Annotated in this window: 19 protein-coding genes; 11 read left to right on the top strand and 8 right to left on the bottom strand. The window is 37.2% G+C overall.

Going from position 1 to position 18,779, the window contains the following annotated elements:
* Positions 1-56: 56 nt before the first annotated feature.
* Positions 57-773 (bottom strand): ribonuclease PH, encoded by a 717-nt coding sequence (gene rph / locus BN1226_RS03875; RefSeq protein WP_005761756.1) that lies wholly within the window; start codon positions 771-773, stop codon positions 57-59.
* A gap of 169 nt (positions 774-942) precedes the next feature.
* On the opposite strand from rph, the gene BN1226_RS03870 reads away from it, so the two are divergent.
* The 6 genes from BN1226_RS03870 (at position 943) to BN1226_RS03845 (ending at position 7,077) form a co-directional block, all read left to right on the top strand.
* Positions 943-1,806, top strand: a complete 864-nt coding sequence (locus tag BN1226_RS03870; RefSeq protein ID WP_044470079.1) for a YicC/YloC family endoribonuclease — start codon at positions 943-945, stop codon at positions 1,804-1,806.
* Between the two features lie 9 nt (positions 1,807-1,815).
* Positions 1,816-2,649: a CAF17-like 4Fe-4S cluster assembly/insertion protein YgfZ gene (gene ygfZ / locus BN1226_RS03865; RefSeq protein ID WP_044470078.1), complete on the top strand. Its 834-nt coding sequence runs from the start codon at positions 1,816-1,818 to the stop codon at positions 2,647-2,649.
* 262 nt (positions 2,650-2,911) lie between these two features.
* Positions 2,912-4,540, top strand: coding sequence for a glutamine hydrolyzing CTP synthase (gene pyrG, locus BN1226_RS03860; RefSeq protein ID WP_044470077.1), 1,629 nt, complete (start codon positions 2,912-2,914; stop codon positions 4,538-4,540).
* A gap of 107 nt (positions 4,541-4,647) precedes the next feature.
* On the top strand, positions 4,648-5,949 hold the full coding sequence (gene eno, locus BN1226_RS03855; protein WP_005761692.1) for a phosphopyruvate hydratase: 1,302 nt from the start codon (positions 4,648-4,650) through the stop codon (positions 5,947-5,949).
* A 72-nt stretch (positions 5,950-6,021) separates the two neighbouring features.
* Positions 6,022-6,654 carry an NUDIX hydrolase N-terminal domain-containing protein gene (locus tag BN1226_RS03850; protein WP_044470076.1) on the top strand — a complete coding sequence of 211 codons (633 nt, stop codon included), beginning with the start codon at positions 6,022-6,024 and terminating at the stop codon, positions 6,652-6,654.
* A gap of 18 nt (positions 6,655-6,672) precedes the next feature.
* Complete coding sequence (locus BN1226_RS03845) at positions 6,673-7,077, top strand: DUF2251 domain-containing protein (RefSeq protein WP_044470075.1); 405 nt, start codon at positions 6,673-6,675, stop codon at positions 7,075-7,077.
* A gap of 128 nt (positions 7,078-7,205) precedes the next feature.
* On the opposite strand, the gene argH is transcribed toward BN1226_RS03845, so the two are convergent.
* Complete coding sequence (gene argH, locus BN1226_RS03840) at positions 7,206-8,585, bottom strand: argininosuccinate lyase (protein ID WP_044470074.1); 1,380 nt, start codon at positions 8,583-8,585, stop codon at positions 7,206-7,208.
* A 60-nt stretch (positions 8,586-8,645) separates the two neighbouring features.
* Positions 8,646-9,419, bottom strand: coding sequence for an acetylglutamate kinase (argB, locus tag BN1226_RS03835; protein ID WP_044470073.1), 774 nt, complete (start codon positions 9,417-9,419; stop codon positions 8,646-8,648).
* 274 nt (positions 9,420-9,693) lie between these two features.
* On the opposite strand from argB, the gene argE reads away from it, so the two are divergent.
* The 5 genes from argE (at position 9,694) to hemN (ending at position 14,222) form a co-directional block, all read left to right on the top strand.
* On the top strand, positions 9,694-10,836 hold the full coding sequence (gene argE / locus BN1226_RS03830) for an acetylornithine deacetylase (RefSeq protein ID WP_044470072.1): 1,143 nt from the start codon (positions 9,694-9,696) through the stop codon (positions 10,834-10,836).
* Positions 10,837-10,957: 121 nt separating this feature from the next.
* Positions 10,958-11,617 (top strand): bifunctional tRNA pseudouridine(32) synthase/23S rRNA pseudouridine(746) synthase RluA, encoded by a 660-nt coding sequence (rluA, locus tag BN1226_RS03825; protein WP_044470071.1) that lies wholly within the window; start codon positions 10,958-10,960, stop codon positions 11,615-11,617.
* Positions 11,618-11,778: 161 nt separating this feature from the next.
* Positions 11,779-12,363 carry a Der GTPase-activating protein YihI gene (gene yihI, locus BN1226_RS03820; protein ID WP_044470070.1) on the top strand — a complete coding sequence of 195 codons (585 nt, stop codon included), beginning with the start codon at positions 11,779-11,781 and terminating at the stop codon, positions 12,361-12,363.
* A 9-nt stretch (positions 12,364-12,372) separates the two neighbouring features.
* Positions 12,373-12,828, top strand: coding sequence for a DUF2489 domain-containing protein (locus BN1226_RS03815; protein ID WP_044470069.1), 456 nt, complete (start codon positions 12,373-12,375; stop codon positions 12,826-12,828).
* Positions 12,829-12,854: 26 nt separating this feature from the next.
* The gene (gene hemN / locus BN1226_RS03810) at positions 12,855-14,222 is read left to right on the top strand and encodes an oxygen-independent coproporphyrinogen III oxidase (RefSeq protein ID WP_044470068.1); all 1,368 of its coding nucleotides are present in this window, start codon (positions 12,855-12,857) and stop codon (positions 14,220-14,222) included.
* Between the two features lie 74 nt (positions 14,223-14,296).
* Here the strand turns inward: hemN and rfaC are convergent, their stop codons facing one another.
* From rfaC to fabR, 5 genes are all read right to left on the bottom strand, one after another.
* Positions 14,297-15,259, bottom strand: a complete 963-nt coding sequence (rfaC, locus tag BN1226_RS03805) for a lipopolysaccharide heptosyltransferase RfaC (RefSeq protein ID WP_044470067.1) — start codon at positions 15,257-15,259, stop codon at positions 14,297-14,299.
* Positions 15,260-15,266: 7 nt separating this feature from the next.
* Positions 15,267-15,689 (bottom strand): phosphate-starvation-inducible protein PsiE, encoded by a 423-nt coding sequence (psiE, locus tag BN1226_RS03800; RefSeq protein ID WP_044470066.1) that lies wholly within the window; start codon positions 15,687-15,689, stop codon positions 15,267-15,269.
* A 193-nt stretch (positions 15,690-15,882) separates the two neighbouring features.
* On the bottom strand, positions 15,883-16,923 hold the full coding sequence (gene waaF / locus BN1226_RS03795) for a lipopolysaccharide heptosyltransferase II (RefSeq protein WP_044470065.1): 1,041 nt from the start codon (positions 16,921-16,923) through the stop codon (positions 15,883-15,885).
* Positions 16,924-17,011: 88 nt separating this feature from the next.
* Positions 17,012-17,938, bottom strand: coding sequence for an ADP-glyceromanno-heptose 6-epimerase (gene rfaD / locus BN1226_RS03790; RefSeq protein WP_044470064.1), 927 nt, complete (start codon positions 17,936-17,938; stop codon positions 17,012-17,014).
* A gap of 215 nt (positions 17,939-18,153) precedes the next feature.
* Positions 18,154-18,777 (bottom strand): HTH-type transcriptional repressor FabR, encoded by a 624-nt coding sequence (gene fabR, locus BN1226_RS03785; RefSeq protein ID WP_044470063.1) that lies wholly within the window; start codon positions 18,775-18,777, stop codon positions 18,154-18,156.
* Positions 18,778-18,779: the final 2 nt, after the last annotated feature.

Genomic DNA, 18,779 nt, shown 5'->3' with positions numbered 1-18,779 from the left:
TCATTAGCTTAGTTGAGTTAAAAGAAAGGCTCGTTATTAACTAACGAGCCTCAACACTATTCAACTAATGCATGACGTTGTGCTTCAAAAATAATATTACAACCTTGTTTTGCCAACGCTAATAATTTAAGTAATTCTTCATGTGAAAATGGTTCTCCCTCTGCAGTTCCTTGCACTTCGATCATACGTCCATCTTCCATCATCACCACATTCATATCCGTTTCAGCAGCAGAATCTTCAATATATTCCAAATCACATACAGGCGTTCCATCCACGATCCCCACTGAAATAGCGGCCACTAATCCCTTAAGTGGATTATTTTTTAATGTACCATTTTCCACTAAATGATTAATGGCATCGGTTAATGCCACACAAGCACCTGTAATTGAGGCTGTACGTGTACCACCATCTGCTTGAATGACATCACAATCTAAAGTAATCGAACGTTCCCCTAATGCAACTAAATCCACCATTGCACGTAATGAACGAGCAATTAAACGTTGAATTTCCATTGTGCGTCCGCCTTGTTTCCCTTTAGCTGCTTCACGTTGCATACGGCTGTGAGTTGAACGAGGTAACATTCCATATTCTGCAGTTACCCAGCCTTGTCCTTGCCCTTTTAAAAAACGTGGTACAGTATCTTCTACTGTGGCAGTACAAATCACTTTAGTATCACCAAATTCGACTAATACTGAACCTTCAGCATGTTTTGTATAATTACGAGTAATTTTAATTGGACGGGGTTGATTATTGGCTCGTTCATTTGGACGCATAAGGAATTCCTTCTCTTTTTCTCTAATTTCAAACAGCTTATATTTTAACATTCAATAGCAAGTTCTGCACTTGTTTATTCAGTTCCCACGCAAACTACATGGTTTTTTTCTGTCTCATTTATCAGTACAATAACCTCAGTAAATTGATATCAAATATGAGGAAAGCAATATGATTTACAGTATGACCGCCTTTGCACGCCACGAAATTAAAAAAGATTGGGGAGATGCAGTTTGGGAAATTCGTTCAGTGAACCAACGCTATTTAGAAAACTTTTTTCGTTTACCTGAACAATTCCGTGGTTTAGAAAATAGCCTACGTGAAAAACTTCGTCAAAATCTAACTCGAGGTAAAATCGAATGTAGTTTACGCATTGAGACTAAAAAACAAACCACCGCTGAATTGAATCTAAATAAAGAATTAGCAGAGCAAGTTATCCAGTCTTTAAAATGGATCAAACAACAAGCGGGTGAAGGTGAAATCTGTTTAAATGATGTATTACGCTACCCTGGTGTAGTGGAAACGCCCGAACAAGATTTAGATGCTATCAGTCAAGATTTATTAGTTGCTTTTGATGAATTACTCAAAGAATTTATTGCTATGCGAGGCCGTGAAGGTGAGAAATTACAAGTGGTTATTCAACAACGTTTAGATAGCATTTCTGCGGAAGCAAATAAAGTGCGGGCACAAATGCCAGAAATTTTGCAATGGCAACGTGAGCGTATTCTACAACGTTTCGAAGAAATTCAAATACAACCTGATCCATCTCGTTTGGAACAAGAAATGGTATTATTAGCACAACGGGTAGATGTCGCTGAAGAACTCGATCGCTTACAAATGCATGTAAAAGAAACTTCTTCTATTTTGAAAAAAGGCGGGGCTGTAGGGCGTAAATTAGACTTTATGATGCAAGAACTTAACCGTGAGTCTAATACGCTTGCATCCAAATCGATTAATGTAGACATCACTGCTTCCGCTGTAGAATTGAAAGTATTAATTGAACAAATGCGTGAACAAATCCAAAATTTAGAGTAAGGCAAATCCATGACAACCTTAATCAATTTAACCCAATTTACGCTAATTGAAGCCACTGGTCTAGATGCAGAAAAATTCCTGCAAGGGCAATTAACCACCGATGTAACTAAATTAGCGGTGGGTGATTCCACAATCACTGCGCATTGTGATGCAAAAGGTAAAATGACCTCCATATTCCGTTTAATGCGGACAGCTGAACAGCAATTCTATTTACTGTTCAGAACTGAGCTTTTGCCCTTTGCATTCGATCAACTAAAAAAATATGCGGTTTTCTCAAAAGTCAGCTTTGCGCCATTAAATGTTCAAATCGTCGGTATAATCGGTGAAAACTGCGGTGAAATTTCAGCAAATTTTAAAGTCAAATTGGCTAATGCAGAACTGTTGATTAATCCAAAGGATAATCTTGAATTTAATGGCACTGTCGCAGATTGGGATCTATTTGAAATTCAACAAGGCATGCCTATTTTGTCGGCTAAAACCCAAAGTGAATTCATTCCACAAGCAGTAAATCTTCAATGTTTAGAACATGCAATTTCTTTCCAAAAAGGCTGTTATATTGGGCAAGAAACCATTGCACGGGCGAAATATCGTGGTGCCAATAAACGTGCAATGCATATTTTCACTGCACAAACTGAATTTCAGCCTGAAATTGGTAGCGAAATTGAAATGCAATTAGCCTCTGGCTGGCGAGCAACTGGTACAATTCTAAGTGCGGTACATTCTGCAGAAATTTTATGGCTACAAGTGGTATTAAATCACCCATTAGAAGAAGGTCAACAATTCAGATTAACCACCGACCATTCTATACTAGAAAGACAACCTTTACCTTACGACTTAAATTAACCTTTATGCAAAGGTGCGGTCAAATTTTGGAAAAATCCACCGCACTTTTGCTATCTAATGATTGAGTTAATAGGCTGTTTGCTATATACTATATTCCCGTCTTGAATAGCTAATCATCTTTAAAATAATTTCATTCTACTCAAGTAAAGCAATATACAGTAATCCAGTTATCTCAATAATATGGATAGATATTTATTGTATTAAAGATGATTGGCTATAATTTTTTATATATTCATTCCACTAGATAAATTTAGGTTTCATTATGGCTACAAATTATATTTTCGTAACAGGCGGTGTAGTTTCTTCGCTCGGTAAAGGTATTGCAGCTGCCTCTTTAGCTGCAATTTTGGAAGCACGTGGCTTAAACGTGACAATGATGAAACTTGATCCCTATATCAATGTTGATCCAGGCACAATGAGTCCAACCCAACATGGGGAAGTTTTTGTGACTCAAGATGGTGCTGAAACAGACTTAGATTTGGGTCATTATGAACGTTTTATTCGAACAAAAATGACTAAACGTAATAACTTCACAACAGGTAAAATCTATTCTGAAGTATTACGTAAAGAACGTCGTGGTGATTACCTCGGTGCAACAATCCAAGTCATTCCACATATTACCAATGAAATTAAAGCACGTGTTATTGATGGTGCGGCAGGCCATGATGTTGCAATTATTGAAGTGGGGGGGACTGTAGGCGATATCGAATCATTACCGTTTTTAGAAGCGCTTCGCCAGTTAGCCGTACAAGTAGGGCGTGAAAATACTTTATTTATGCATTTAACGCTGGTGCCTTATATTCCAACTGCTGGAGAAGTCAAAACTAAACCAACTCAACATTCTGTCAAAGAATTACTTTCTATCGGTATTCAACCAGATGTATTGATATGTCGTTCAGATCGCATGATCCCACCAAATGAGCGGGCAAAAATTGCTTTATTCTGTAATGTGCCAGAAAAAGCGGTGATTTCATTAAAAGATGTCAACTCAATCTATCAAATTCCTGCATTACTGAAATCACAAGGTTTAGATGACTTTATTTGTCAACGCTTCCATTTATCTTGCCAAGAAGCAGATCTTTCTGAATGGGAACAAGTGCTTTACCGTGAAAGTAATCCAACAGGCGATGTGACCATCGGTATGGTGGGTAAATATATTGAATTACCAGATGCTTATAAATCTGTTAATGAAGCCTTAAAACATGCAGGATTAACAAATCGTTTAAGTGTTCATATTAAATATGTAGATTCTCAAGATGTAGAAACCAAAGGTGTGGAAGTCTTAAAAGGATTAGATGGTATTCTAGTTCCAGGTGGTTTTGGCTACCGTGGTGTAGAAGGTAAAATTTTAACGGCACAATATGCTCGTGAAAATAAAATTCCATATTTAGGTATTTGCTTAGGTATGCAAACTGCCTTGATTGAATATGCACGTAATGTAGCTGGTTTAACTCAAGCAAACTCTTCAGAATTTGATAAAGCTTGTCCACAGCCTGTAGTTGGTTTAATTACTGAATGGCAAGATGCAGAAGGAAATGTTGAAAAACGTTCTGACAATTCAGATTTAGGTGGCACCATGCGTTTAGGTGCTCAACAATGCCATTTAGTAGAAGGCTCATTAGCTCGTCAACTTTATGGCAAAGAAACCATTGAAGAACGTCACCGCCACCGCTATGAAGTAAACAATAAATTGCTTCCTCAAATTGAAAAAGCGGGATTAAAAGTCACAGGTTTATCTGCAGATCGTAAATTAGTGGAAATTATTGAAGTACCTAACCATCCTTGGTTTGTTGCTTGCCAATTCCACCCAGAATTTACCTCAACCCCACGCGATGGCCACCCATTGTTTGCAGGGTTTGTGAAAGCAGCAAAGGAAAATCAAAAAAAGTAGTGATTTGATCAAAAGATCATTAAGTTTTGCAAGACAAACTACATAAATATAGATACTATATCTAAATCATATACCTATTTTAGATTAACTATAGAAGGAAAACAAAAATGGCAAAAATCGTTAAAGTCATTGGCCGTGAAATTATTGACTCACGTGGTAACCCAACTGTTGAAGCTGAAGTTCATTTAGAAGGTGGCTTCGTAGGCCTTGCAGCCGCTCCATCTGGCGCATCAACAGGATCACGTGAAGCATTAGAATTACGTGATGGCGATAAATCACGTTTTTTAGGTAAAGGTGTATTAAAAGCCGTTGATGCCGTAAATGGTCCAATCGCTCAAGCTGTAGTTGGTAAAGATGCAACTAACCAAGCTGAAATCGATCAAATTATGATTGATCTAGATGGTACAGACAATAAATCTAAATTTGGTGCAAATGCGATCTTAGCTGTATCTTTAGCAAATGCGAAAGCGGCAGCTGCATCAAAAGGCTTACCACTTTACGCTCACATTGCTGAATTAAACGGTACTCCAGGTCAATACTCAATGCCATTACCAATGATGAATATCATCAACGGTGGTGAACATGCTGATAACAACGTTGATATTCAAGAATTCATGATCCAACCAGTTGGCGCAAAAACTTTACGTGAAGCATTACGTATTGGTGCAGAAGTATTCCACAACCTTGCTAAAGTATTAAAATCTAAAGGCTTAAGCACAGCTGTTGGTGATGAAGGTGGTTTTGCACCTAACTTAGAATCAAATGCAGCAGCCCTTGCTTGTATTAAAGAAGCGGTTGAAAAAGCTGGTTATGTGTTAGGTAAAGATGTAACTTTAGCAATGGACTGTGCATCTTCTGAATTCTATAACAAAGACAACGGTTTATACGAAATGAAAGGTGAAGGTAAATCATTCACTTCTCAAGAATTCACTCACTACCTTGAAGGTTTATGCAAAGAATACCCAATCGTGTCTATCGAAGATGGTCAAGACGAATCAGACTGGGAAGGTTTTGCATACCAAACTAAAGTGTTAGGTGACAAAGTTCAATTAGTGGGCGATGATTTATTCGTAACTAACACCAAAATCTTAAAAGAAGGTATCGAAAAAGGTATCGCAAACTCAATCTTAATCAAATTCAACCAAATCGGTTCCCTCACTGAAACTTTAGCAGCAATCAAAATGGCTAAAGATGCTGGTTACACCGCAGTTATTTCACATCGCTCAGGCGAAACTGAAGATGCAACCATTGCAGATTTAGCAGTGGGTACTGCAGCAGGTCAAATCAAAACTGGTTCTATGAGCCGTTCAGACCGTATTGCGAAATACAACCAATTAATTCGTATCGAAGAAGCATTAGGTGACAAAGCACCATTCTTAGGTCGTAAAGCGATTAAAGGTCAAGCATAGTTGCTGATTAAAATTTTCTAAAATCGAACCGCACTTAAAAAGTGCGGTTTTTTTCTACTAGAAATTACAAATATGAATGAACAATTACTCAATGAGCCTTGGCTCACATGGGCAATACAAATTCAAGCTATTGCACAAAATGGGTTGGCTTATTGTAAAAATGTGTATGACATTGAACGTTATGAGCAGTTGCGTGATATTGCTGCGGAAATGTTGAGTTATAAAACGGCAATTCCGAAAGATAAAGTGAAACAATTATTTTGCCATGAGCAGGGCTATCAAACCCCGAAAGTGGATACTCGTGCAGCAATTTTTAAAGATGATAAGATTTTGTTAGTGCAGGAATCTAATGGGCTTTGGTCATTGCCTGGTGGTTGGTGTGATGTACTAGAAAGCATTAATTCAAATACCATAAAAGAAACGCGTGAAGAAGCGGGGCTTGATGTAGTACCACAATTTATTATTGCCATTCATGATCAACATAAACGCAATTATCCTCCTTTTGCTTATGCCGTTTTCAAAACTTTTGTCATGTGTAAATTAGTTGGTGGTGAATTTCAGCCCAATAGCGAAACTATCGCTTCAGCTTATTTTGGCTTAAATGAACTTCCTCCTATGGCTGAGGAAAAAAATAACCCTGCACAAGTTGAATTATGTTTCCAAGCATACCATAGTAATAAACCATGGATTACCCAATTCGATTAAAATAAATAAGGATATAGCATGTTACATTTAGTTTTAGAAGATCGACATATCATTGGTCAACAAAAACGTCTTGGCGTACACTCGACTGTGCATGACCATCTCGCTGTAGTATTTGAAGACGATGGCGAAACAGGTTATTTTTATGCAATTAATACTCAACAAGAACAACCTATCGTAGATAGTCTTTCTATCTATAATGTAAGTGGGATTGAGAGTTTACATGAAGCTCGTCAAGTGCAAATCTGTTGGAGTGAAGACGGCAATCAAGCCTTCTTTTTAGTTAATGGCTATCCTCATGCTGCCTTTGATTTTATCCGTTTAGTGGGCTATAACCACAGTAAATATCCACTACCTGAATTAGGCAGTATGTGGTCGCATGAAAATATCACGGATAAATTAGTCGAAGAATGGTTAACGCCTTAATTTGTTATTGATATAAAAGTGCGGTTGAATATTAAAAAATTTTTTAAATTCCTACCGCACTTTTCTTTAACTTAAAAATCAAAACGCCCTTCAACATTTCTATTGAAGGGCATTTTTATATTAAATGACTATTTTATTGCAATACGAGCTTTTGCCTCTGCAATGGCTTCAGCCACCCGTAATGGTGACACAGCGCCTTTGGCACTGCGTTTATCTAAACAAGATTGTAATGAAAGAATAGCATACACATCTTCATTCACCACGTTACTGAATTGACGGAATTCTTCAATACTCAAGTCTTCCAGGCCTTTATGTACTTTAATTGCATACACTACGGTTTCTCCCACAATATGATGAGAATCTCGGAATGGTACGCCTTTTGCCACTAAGTAATCCGCAAGTTCTGTTGCATTTGAATAGCCTTTTAACGCTGCTTCACGAGTACGTTCAACATTTACGTGAATATCTTCCAATACGAATGCTGCCATGGTTAAACAATCATGCCATGTATCAAGTGCGTCAAAAATGCCTTCTTTGTCTTCTTGCATATCTTTGTTATAAGCAAGGGGCAAGCCTTTTAGCGTAATCATCATCGCAGTAAGGGAACCAATCACTCGTCCAGCTTTACCACGAATTAACTCACAAGCATCAGGGTTTTTCTTTTGTGGCATCAATGATGAACCCGAAGTCACACGATCGGATAATTCCACAAAGTCCGCCTCACCGCTATTGAAGATAATCATATCTTCGGCAAAACGGGATAAATGCACCATGCTTAGCGAGGCGGTTGAGAGTAACTCAATGATATGATCACGATCTGATACACTATCTAAGCTATTACGAGTGGCAAAAGCAAACCCTAAATCTTGAGCTAATTGTTCACGATCCACAGGATAAGCTGTTCCTGCTAACGCACCACTGCCCAATGGACAAGCGTTCATTCGATTATAAGCATCAGCTAAACGACTATAATCACGTTCTAACATTTCTACATAAGCCATACACCAGTGGGCGAAGCTAATGGGTTGAGCCCGTTGCAAATGGGTATAACCAGGCATGACTGCATGTTGATTATTTTCAGCGGTTTCCACTAATTTTGCTTGTAGCTCACGTACTGCATACTGCAATTCAGTCACTTGTGCTTTGCACCACATTTTAATGTCGAGTGCCACTTGGTCGTTACGTGAACGCCCAGTATGTAATTTTTTACCTAAATCACCCACTTTATCAATAAGCTTACTTTCTACCCAACTGTGAATATCTTCAGCATCATCTTGCAAAATTGCTTGTGGATTTGAACGTACTTCTATCAACAATTCCTTAAGTGCAGTTTCTAATTGTTGTTGCTCATCTACAGTTAGCACACCAACACTAACTAAAGCTTTTGACCAGCCCACCGAACCTTCAATATCTTGTTCAGCTAAACGATAATCAAAGCGTAGAGAATCATTAAAATCTTTAAAACGTTGATCTGCCGCTTGTGTAAAACGTCCACCCCAAAGTGCCATATCTCTTCCTTTCTAGTTCATCTATTTTCAAGCTAGGTTAAAACCTACCATCATTATTCATCATGGATTGATACGTGTACCAATAATTTCACCAGCTAAAAGTGCGGTTAATTTTTCAGGATATTTTCCATTAGCAATATCCACACCATGATTTAAAATTCTAGCCGCATCACCTGCAGCATTCACTTTTACAATCATACCATCTGTAATAACATTATCCTGAATAAATTGTTCAATTTGCGTTAAATTTAATTCAGGAATCAATTGATGATCACCATCAAGTACGCCATCAACATCAGATAACATAACTAAATCCGCATCAATCAAAGCAGCAATTGCTGTCGCTGCTTGATCGGCATTAACATTCATTAATGTCCCATTATCGTCCACGGCAATTGAACTAATAATGGGTAAAAAAGCTTCTGCTAATAAATTATTCAACAAATCTGGATTTTTGGGTACCACCATTGCAACATGGCCCAATTCAGGATCAAACTGGGTAGCCTTGGTAAAATTCGCATCGCAAAGCGATAATCCCACTGGATTTAATTTAAATTTTGCTGCTTGAGCCACTAATTTTTTATTTGCAATTCCAGCTAGTACTGCCACGATAATATCAATTTGATCGCTTGGCGTCACACGTAAACCATTTTTCTTTCGTACGGGCAAATGTAAACGCGTCATTAAATCATCCACCAAACAGCCGCCACCATGAACAATCAATAATGGGCGCTCAAAATTTTGTTGATAATCCGCTAATACTGAAAACAAATTTTCCATCGCCGTGGGGCTATCAAATAGCACACCACCCAGTTTAATTACTAATGGTTTCATATTATCATTTATCCTAATATATCATTCTCGCTATAGCCAATATTGACAGATTTTTCGCAGCTGAGATTAAACTTTTGCTCAAGTCACGAATAGTTGAATATGATTAATATTGATTTTATGCAAGTTGCCTTTCAACTCATTTTTTCTAAAAATAAGGCATCACATTGGCTTGTATGATTTATCTCATATAATATTATTTTACTGTTAAATGTGATTATTTATGCTATTATTCTGCATAATTATTTATAAATCAACTTATTTTTGGATAGTCTCTATGAAACAATTGCCTAAATTCATTGATATGTATTCACAACTCATTGCTATTCCTAGCATTAGCGCTCTCGAAGCAAAATTTGATCAATCAAATAAAATTCTCATTGAACTTTTAGCAGATTGGTTAGATACACTTGGGTTCAAAACCGAAATTCTGCCAGTGGAAAATAGTCGAGCAAAATATAATTTACTAGCAACTTACGGTGAGGGAGAAGGTGGTTTACTCTTGGCAGGTCATACAGATACGGTGCCTTGCAATGAAGAATTATGGAGCTGTAATCCATTTAAGCTCACTGAACGAGAGGGTAAATTTTATGGTTTAGGGACCGCAGATATGAAAGGTTTCTTTGCCTTTGTGATTGATGCAATTCGTCATATAGATTTAACTAAACTCACTAAACCATTACGTATTCTAGCCACCGCAGATGAAGAAACCACGATGTTAGGCACACGTATGTTTATTAAACATACGCATATTCGTCCTGATTGTGCTTTAATTGGTGAGCCAACTTCATTACGTGCAGTACGTGCTCATAAAGGTCATATTGGCAAAGCAGTACGTGTTATGGGGCGTAGTGGGCACTCAAGTGATCCTGCAAAAGGTATTAATGCCATCGAAATTATGCATGAAGCCACTGGCTATCTTATGAAAATGCGTGATGAACTGCGTCAAAAATACCATCATGCAGGTTTTGAAATCCCTTACCCCACCATGAATCTAGGCGCTATTCATGGGGGTGATGCGGTTAATCGTATTTGTGGCTGCTGTGAATTACATTTTGATATTCGTCCATTGCCTCATATGCGTTTAGAAGATCTTGATGAAATGCTACAAGAACGCCTTGCTCCATTGTTTGAAAAATGGGGCGATCGCATATCTATTCAAGCCTTGCATGAACCGACTCCAGGTTATGAATGTGAACATTCCGCACAAGTCGTACAAGTCATCGAAAAATTATTAGGCGAAAAATGTGATATCGTCAACTATTGCACAGAAGCACCATTTATCCAAGAACTTTGCCCAACCTTGGTGTTAGGACCAGGCTCAATTGAACAGGCTCATCAACCCGATGAATTTCTTTCCAGTGAATTTATTGAGCCTACTCGAGATTTACTGACTAAAATGATTAATCACTTTTGTTAAGTTACTTGATAAATGAGCGTGAGTCTTCTGCGATGTTCTCATCTTACAACCATAAAAAGTGCGGTCAGATTTTGAAAAATTCTGTATAATACGCCCCTTATTTACCAACACATGAGTTACTATGGCATTAATTGAATACCATCCACCTACAAAACCTTGGCTTGATATTGTTTACCACGATAATCATATTTTAGTGGTCAATAAACCCAGCGGTTTACTGTCCGTACCTGGTAATCAGCCACAGTATTATGACAGTGCAATGTCTCGTGTGAAAGATAAATACGGCTTCTGTGAACCTGCTCATCGCCTGGATATGGCAACCAGTGGCATTTTGTTATTTGCTATGAGTAAAACAGCGGATAGTGAATTAAAACGCCAATTTCGTGAACGTGAAACCAAAAAGTTTTATGAAGCGTTGGTATGGGGACATTTAGAGCAAAATCAAGGCAGCGTGAATCTTCCACTGATTTGTGACTGGGAAAACCGTCCTCGCCAAATGATCTGCTTTGAACGAGGCAAACGTGCAGAGACTCATTATGAAGTACTTGAACGCTTACCTAATAATTCAACTCGAGTCAAACTCACCCCTATTACAGGACGTTCTCATCAGTTACGCTTGCATATGTTAGCACTTGGTCACCCAATTTTAGGAGATAAATTTTATTCTCATCCACAAGCCAGGGCAATGTCTCCTCGATTATGTTTACATGCAGAAAGCCTCACCATTAAACACCCGATTACAGGAGAACAAATGACCTTTATGCGCCCTGCCGATTTTTAACCTTCTAAAGTGCGGTTTAATTTTAGAAAATTTTAACCGCACTTTTACGCTTATTCAGTCATTTTCACTACCTTATCCGAGGTAAATGATAAAGAATTAGTGAGAATGCTGCTCTAAAATGATACAATTCGCCCTCAATATTTAAGAATGTAAGGAACGCTATGTCTCGTCAAAAGAAAAGCCGTAACGTGGTTGATGTTATGCCAACCCGTAAAACAGATAAAAAGCCTGAATCAATGATGGCTTTGACTCGTCCGAGTAAAAAATTAACCCGTTATGAATTAGATGCTAAAGCACGTGAAGATAAAAAAAAGAAGAAACATAAAGGTTTATCTTCAGGTTCTCGCCATAGTACTTCAACGCAAAATAATCACTCTCAACATTTAGAAAAACGTGACCCTCGTTTAGGTAGCCGTAAAAAAGTGCCTTTAATCGTTGAGTTTGTTAATAACCCTGAAAAAGGTCAAACTATTGAACCTGTCACTGTTCCACCAACAAAAGCAAAAACCAAAAAACTCGATCCAATGCTTGAGTTAGAACAATTAGAAAATAACGAATGCTTAAATCAATTATTAGATGAACTTGATGCAGGTAAATCTATCAGTGCGGCAGATCAAAAATTTGTAGATGAATGCTTAGATCGTATTGCTGAATTAATGGATGAATTAGGCATTGAAGATGAAGAAGAAAACGAGGATGATTTACTTCGTACCTTCGAAAAAATAGATATTAATCAATTTAAATAAGTATAACCTATGAGCTGGACTTACATTCTTTCTATTCTCGCCATCATCATTATTATGATCATGGTCGGTTACACTATTCATGTCCTAAGTGAATTAAATAAACAAAAAAAATTATTTGCAAAAGCACGGCAAGATCGTATCAATCGCATTCAAGAAAGTATTATGATCATTGCTAAAGCGATGCAAACCAATGATTGTAATCTCTCGGAAGGGGTTATTCGTTTAAAAATGTTATTAGACCCTTTAGGACAAAAAACGCTTTCAGCTTATCCAGCAATGGACCAACTCTATCATGTGGTCAAAGAGATGCCAACGCATGAAGCACGCCAAAATTTGAAAAAAAATGAACGCATGAAACTAGACCTAGAACGTGAAAGTGCTGAAGCTGAATTGGAAGAAAAAATAAAAACTGAGCTTATTCAGTTATTAGCTGATATTGAAAATTATCAAAAACGAAAACAGTAACATATTGTTTTGTGGGGAAACATTTTATGTCTGAAATTATTTGGGATTTAGCATTGATTCAAAAATACAATCAATCAGGCCCCCGTTATACCTCTTATCCAACCGCTCTAGAATTTCATGAAAATTATACTCATGAAGATTTTAAAGCGGCAACAGAACGTTATCCTGAACGTCCGCTTTCGCTCTATGTGCATATTCCATTTTGCCACAAACTTTGTTATTTCTGTGGCTGTAATAAAGTGATTACTCGCCACCAGCACAAAGCAGATATTTATCTTGATTATTTAGAACAAGAAATCAAAACTCGTGCTCCATTATTTATTAACCGTAATGTCACTCAGATTCACTGGGGTGGTGGTACGCCAACTTATTTATCTGAAGCACAATCTTCACGTTTAATGAATATGCTAAAAACCCATTTTCATATTGATGCTAATGCCGAAATTAGTATTGAAATGGATCCTCGTGAAATTGAATTATCGATGTTGGAACATCTGCGAAAAATTGGATTTAACCGCATCAGTATGGGCGTGCAAGACTTCAATAAAGAGGTACAAAAAGCAGTTAACCGTGAACAAGATGAAGAATTTATTGGTGCGTTATTGGTAAAAGCAAGAGAACTCGGTTTCCAATCCACTAATCTTGATTTAATCTATGGTTTACCCTTACAAACTCCAGAAAGTTTCTTGTTTACACTGAAAAAAGTCATTGATTTAAATCCAGACCGATTAAGTGTATTTAACTATGCTCACTTGCCAAGCCGTTTCCCTGGCCAAGCAAAAATTAAAGATCATATGTTGCCTCCACCAGAATCTAAATTACAAATTCTGCAAGAAACTATTTCGACTTTAGGCAATGCAGGTTATAAATTTATTGGTATGGATCACTTTGCCAAACCTGAAGATGAATTAGCCATTGCTCAACAAAATGGCGTCTTACATCGTAACTTCCAAGGCTATACCACCCAAGAAGATGATGATTTATTGGGTTTAGGCGTATCAGCAATCAGTCTATTAGGCGATACTTATGCACAAAACCAAAAGGAATTGAAAAAATATTATGCTGATGTCGATGCCACTGGACTGGCATTACATAAAGGCCTAGTGTTGAGCGAAGAAGACTGTTTACGTCGTGATGTTATTAAACAATTGATCTGTAATTTTAAACTTGACTGGACAACCATTGAAAAACAATATCATATTGATTTCCAATCCCATTTTGCTGAAGATTTAGAATTACTTAAACCTCTTGAAAAAGATGGGTTAGTCTCAATTAATGAAACAACTATCCAAGTCTCGCCTCGTGGACGCTTACTGATCCGAAATATTTGTATGTGTTTTGATAGCTATTCGAGACAACTTGCTAGACGTCAACAATTCTCTAGAATTATTTAGTCTTCTCTAAACTAAAGTGCGGTAGAAATTTTCAAAATTCTACCGCACTATTCTTGTTTACATGGTTTGCTTACTCAATCCGAATCAATAATATTCTTCAACTGTTGAAAAACCATTTCTGCTTTAATTGCTGCCATATTCTGTTGTTGAATATGATATTGATGTAAACCATAAGTGCCAACTAATAAAGGATCCGTCGCCCCATAAAGTGTGATATTCGGCTTATTTAATGCTGCCGTCAAATGAGCTAGCCCAGTATCTACGGATACCACAGCTTTCGCTTGGGCAATAAATTTTGCTAATTCGGTTAAAGATAATTTAGGCAAAATTTCACAATTTGATACCGCACTTTTAATCTGTTCAGCTCTTGCTCGCTCTGTTTCATTATTCCAAGGTAAATAAATACGCAAACTAGGATAACTTAACATCAACTTGTTTGCTAAACTAATCCATTCCTGCACGAACCAATGTTTATCAGCCCTCGTTGTCGCATGAATAAAAATCACATAAGGTAGAGAAGAAGTATCATCAAAACGCTGAATAAGCCCATAATTAGCCTGGGTTTGTGGCAACCTATAATTTAAACTTTTAGCAAATAATTGACGAATACGTTCCACCGCATGTTGCTGATAGGGAATAATAAATTTTTGATCATAGAAAAATGATGCCACAGCTTCTCGTGCACAATAAAAGTGATAACCGAACTTTTTACCTTTTGCTAAACGTGTCACTAAAAAAGCACTTTTAAATAAGCCTTGTGCATCAATTACTGCATCATATTCTGTAGATTGCAATAAGCGACGATAATCTTTCCATTGGCATCGATTTTCACTAGAAAAAGGATGCTTACGCCAGCGACGAATCGCAACTGGAATCACATTTTTTACCGCTGGATGCCAATGCGGAATTTCAACAAAATTCTCCTCCTCCACCCAATCAAATTGGATATCTGGATAAGCTTGTTGAGCATCAGTTAAGGCTGGTAAGGTATGTAATAAATCTCCCATGGAAGATGTTTTTACAATCAATACTTTCATTATCTGGTTAGAAGTTTTTAAGTTTATCTGAATAAAAAACTAAACAGAGTGCAATCACCATTAATAAAATCGCCCCTGCAAATAAAATAGTATTTACCGCACTTTCATGATCGACAATAATCAAACGCAACATAGCAGTAATTCCCGCATAAATAAAATATCGCAGTGGGAAATGATAGCCACTTTTAAAATATTGAGAAATCAGCGCCAAAAATCCGAAATATAAAAAGAACATCACGATTTGTTCTGCAAAGGCAGCAGGTACAACATTATCAGTAGTAAAAATCATGATGCTGAGTCCATAAATCACTTTGAGAACTGCAACTAAATCAATCACTGCCAACATAATCACCGTTGTACTTAAAATGATGCGTAATATATTAGTCACCATCACTGGTAACTTAGTTTCCATAAAGTCTTGAGTATTCATAAAATTAATCAATAAAGTTAAAACCAAGTAGAAAGTATTGAATTTGGGTTATTCAAAGAAAACGGTTATTTATTTCAATAACCGTTGCTTTGCGAATAGGGTTGTATTTTGAACTAGTTAATGTATAAAGTACAATAATCCAGCTATCATCTGATTAAAAAACGCCCAATCTAATTTTATTTACCAGCAATGCTTAACTAAGAAGAGTATTCAATTTTTCCATCACCATCTCAGGTGTGATATCAATTAGGCTCTGATGATAGCCTTCTGCACTATCCTCACCCTTACGGATTTTAATTAAACCGCCCTCAATTAAGCGAATAATCACCGCCTTATCTGATAATGGTGGCGTATATTGCGGACTGGTTGGTCCATATAATGCCACCAGCGGGCGATTGACCGCAGCAGCAATATGCATTAATCCACTATCATTAGTCACCATTGCCACACAATCGGCAATAATATCTACTGCTTGGTTCAGTTCAGTTTGCCCAGCTAAATTAATGCAGTAACCACGTAAATTGTCAGGCAATGCATGACAAATTTGTTCACACACTTGCTCATCTTTTGTAGACCCCAATAAACGAATAGAATAGCCTTTTTCAATGAGTTGATGAGCTAAATTAGCGTAATGATAATGAGGCCAACGCTTTGCTGGACCAAATTCTGCACCAGGACAAAAGCCAATAGCGGGGCGGTGTTCAGCAAGTGCGGTTTGTTTTTCAAAAATTTTTAAAGTATCCGCCACCTGATCTGTATTGACCTGTAAATAAGGTGTTGGAATTGGTAAATTTTCTGCATTAGGCACCGCACTTTTTTCATAACCTAACGCCACATAACGCTGAACCATCATCGGATAATCTTGTTTATTTGTACGCAAATCATTTAACAACAAATAACGGCTTTCACCTTTCCAACCACGTCGTACTACAATATTTGCAAACAGAGGAATAAAGGCTGATTTCAATGAATTCGGTAATACAATTGCCATATCATATTGATTACGCAAAGATTTTCCAATACGATAACGCTCCATTAAATTAAAGGCACCATGCCCAAGAGGCATCGTCAAGGCTTTACGCACTTCTGGCATTCGAGCGAGCAAGGGCTTACACCAGTTTGGTGCTAACACATCAATTTCACAATTGGGATACTGTTGTTTAAGTGTTTGATAAAGGCTGTGCGACATCATCATATCGCCGACCCACGAAGGTGCAATGATTAAAATATTCATACTTACCCAATTCCTAAAGTAAAAAGTGCGGTGAAAATTTTCATAATTTTACCCGCACTTTGTCTTCATTCAAACTGTTATATCTGGTTTATTTGCGATTTAACCAAGCCATATATTCTGCAACACCTTCAGCAACATTTTTAAATTTATAATCACAACCAGCTTGGCGGAGTTTGGTTAAATTTGCTTGTGTATATTCTTGGTAGCGAGATTTCAAATGTTCAGGGAATGGAATAGTTTCAATTTCCCCTTTACCATGATGTTTAATCACCGCTTCTGCCACTGCTTTAAAACTCTCTGCTTGACCTGTGCCAAGATTAAAAATGCCAGATATTGCATTTTGCCATGCCCAAATATTCACTTTGGCGACATCTTCCACATAAACAAAATCACGAATAAAATGTTCACTACCTGCAAATAATTTTGGGTTTTCACCTTTTAACATTTGATTATTTAAATGGAATGCCACACTTGCCATTGAGCCTTTGTGTTGCTCACGTGGACCATAAACATTGAAGTATTTAAAACCACAAACAGGGGAATGCGCTTCAGGTAAAATAGCTCGTACATATTGATCAAATAAGAATTTTGAATAACCATAGGCATTTAATGGCCCTTCAAATTGGCGTTCTTCAATAAAATCTGTTTTATCGCCATAAGTTGCTGCAGATGAGGCATAAAAGAAAGGAATTTCACGCTCAAGGCAATAATGTAACAACTCTTTTGAATACTCATAATTATTGTGCATGAGATATTTGCCATCCCATTCCGTGGTTGCTGAACAAGCACCTTCATGGAAAATAGCATCAATATCACCTAAATCATCGCCAGCAATAATAGATGAAATAAAATCCTCTTTATCACAATAATCCGCAATATCTAAATCCACTAAATTAATAAATTTTGTGCCATCTTTTAAATTATCTACGACCAAAATATCTTTACGACCAATATCGTTTAATGCCTTGACGATATTGCTACCGATCATACCAGCGCCACCAGTTACGATAATCATAATCTTATCCCTCTTGTTATGAAATTATGTGATATTGTAATAGATTTTATGAGAATTGTGTACTCAAGCTATGGATATGTGTTCAGCCTCTCTTTAGTGGGAAGACAAGTTAGTCAGCTAGTCAAAACACCGACAGATTATAAACGGATAATATTTATCCCTAATTATTTGAAAAGGTTAATAAATTAAATTTTATAAAAATAAACCGCAGTTTTTTAGGCAGAAGATTTTAAACTCTTCTCCAAGGTATAATGTGCACCTTTTGCTAACATTCTCAATTGCAAAATAACTCGTTCAGTTAATAATTCTCGCTCTTTATTGCTCATATCCAAGGCATTGGCACCCGCAGTAAACACAATCGTTACCATACCTTCCGCTTGTACATAAGCAACATATTGAGAATAGTCATTAGTCATCATTAAATATTCTGCTAATTCATCTACGAAGTGCTTAATTTCACGAGCAGCGGCAGTACGAAAAGCTTGTGAAGTCCCTGAACTTTCACGTAACAATAAACGAAACACATTTGGACTATGGCTAATGAATTCGAAAAAGGTTTCTACCGATATAACAATGACACTACCACCCTTTTCAATACGCTTACGTGCCTGTCGCATCAATTGACGTAAAATTAATCCTGCCTCATCAACCATCGTCAATCCTAATTCATCCATATCTTTAAAATGACGATAAAATGATGTGGGTGCAATTCCTGCTTCTCTTGCCACTTCACGTAAACTTAAATTAGAGAAACTTTTTTCAGCCGTTAATTGATTAAAAGCCGCATCAATTAAAGCTCGACGGGTTCTCTCTTTTTGGATTGCACGCACACCAGCCATTA

The sequence above is a fragment of the Mannheimia massilioguelmaensis genome (assembly GCF_000940515.1).
GTDB classification, from domain to species: Bacteria; Pseudomonadota; Gammaproteobacteria; order Enterobacterales; family Pasteurellaceae; genus Basfia; species Basfia bettyae.
Note: the sequence above shows the minus strand (reverse complement) of the source record. Positions and strands in the feature narration are given on the sequence as shown.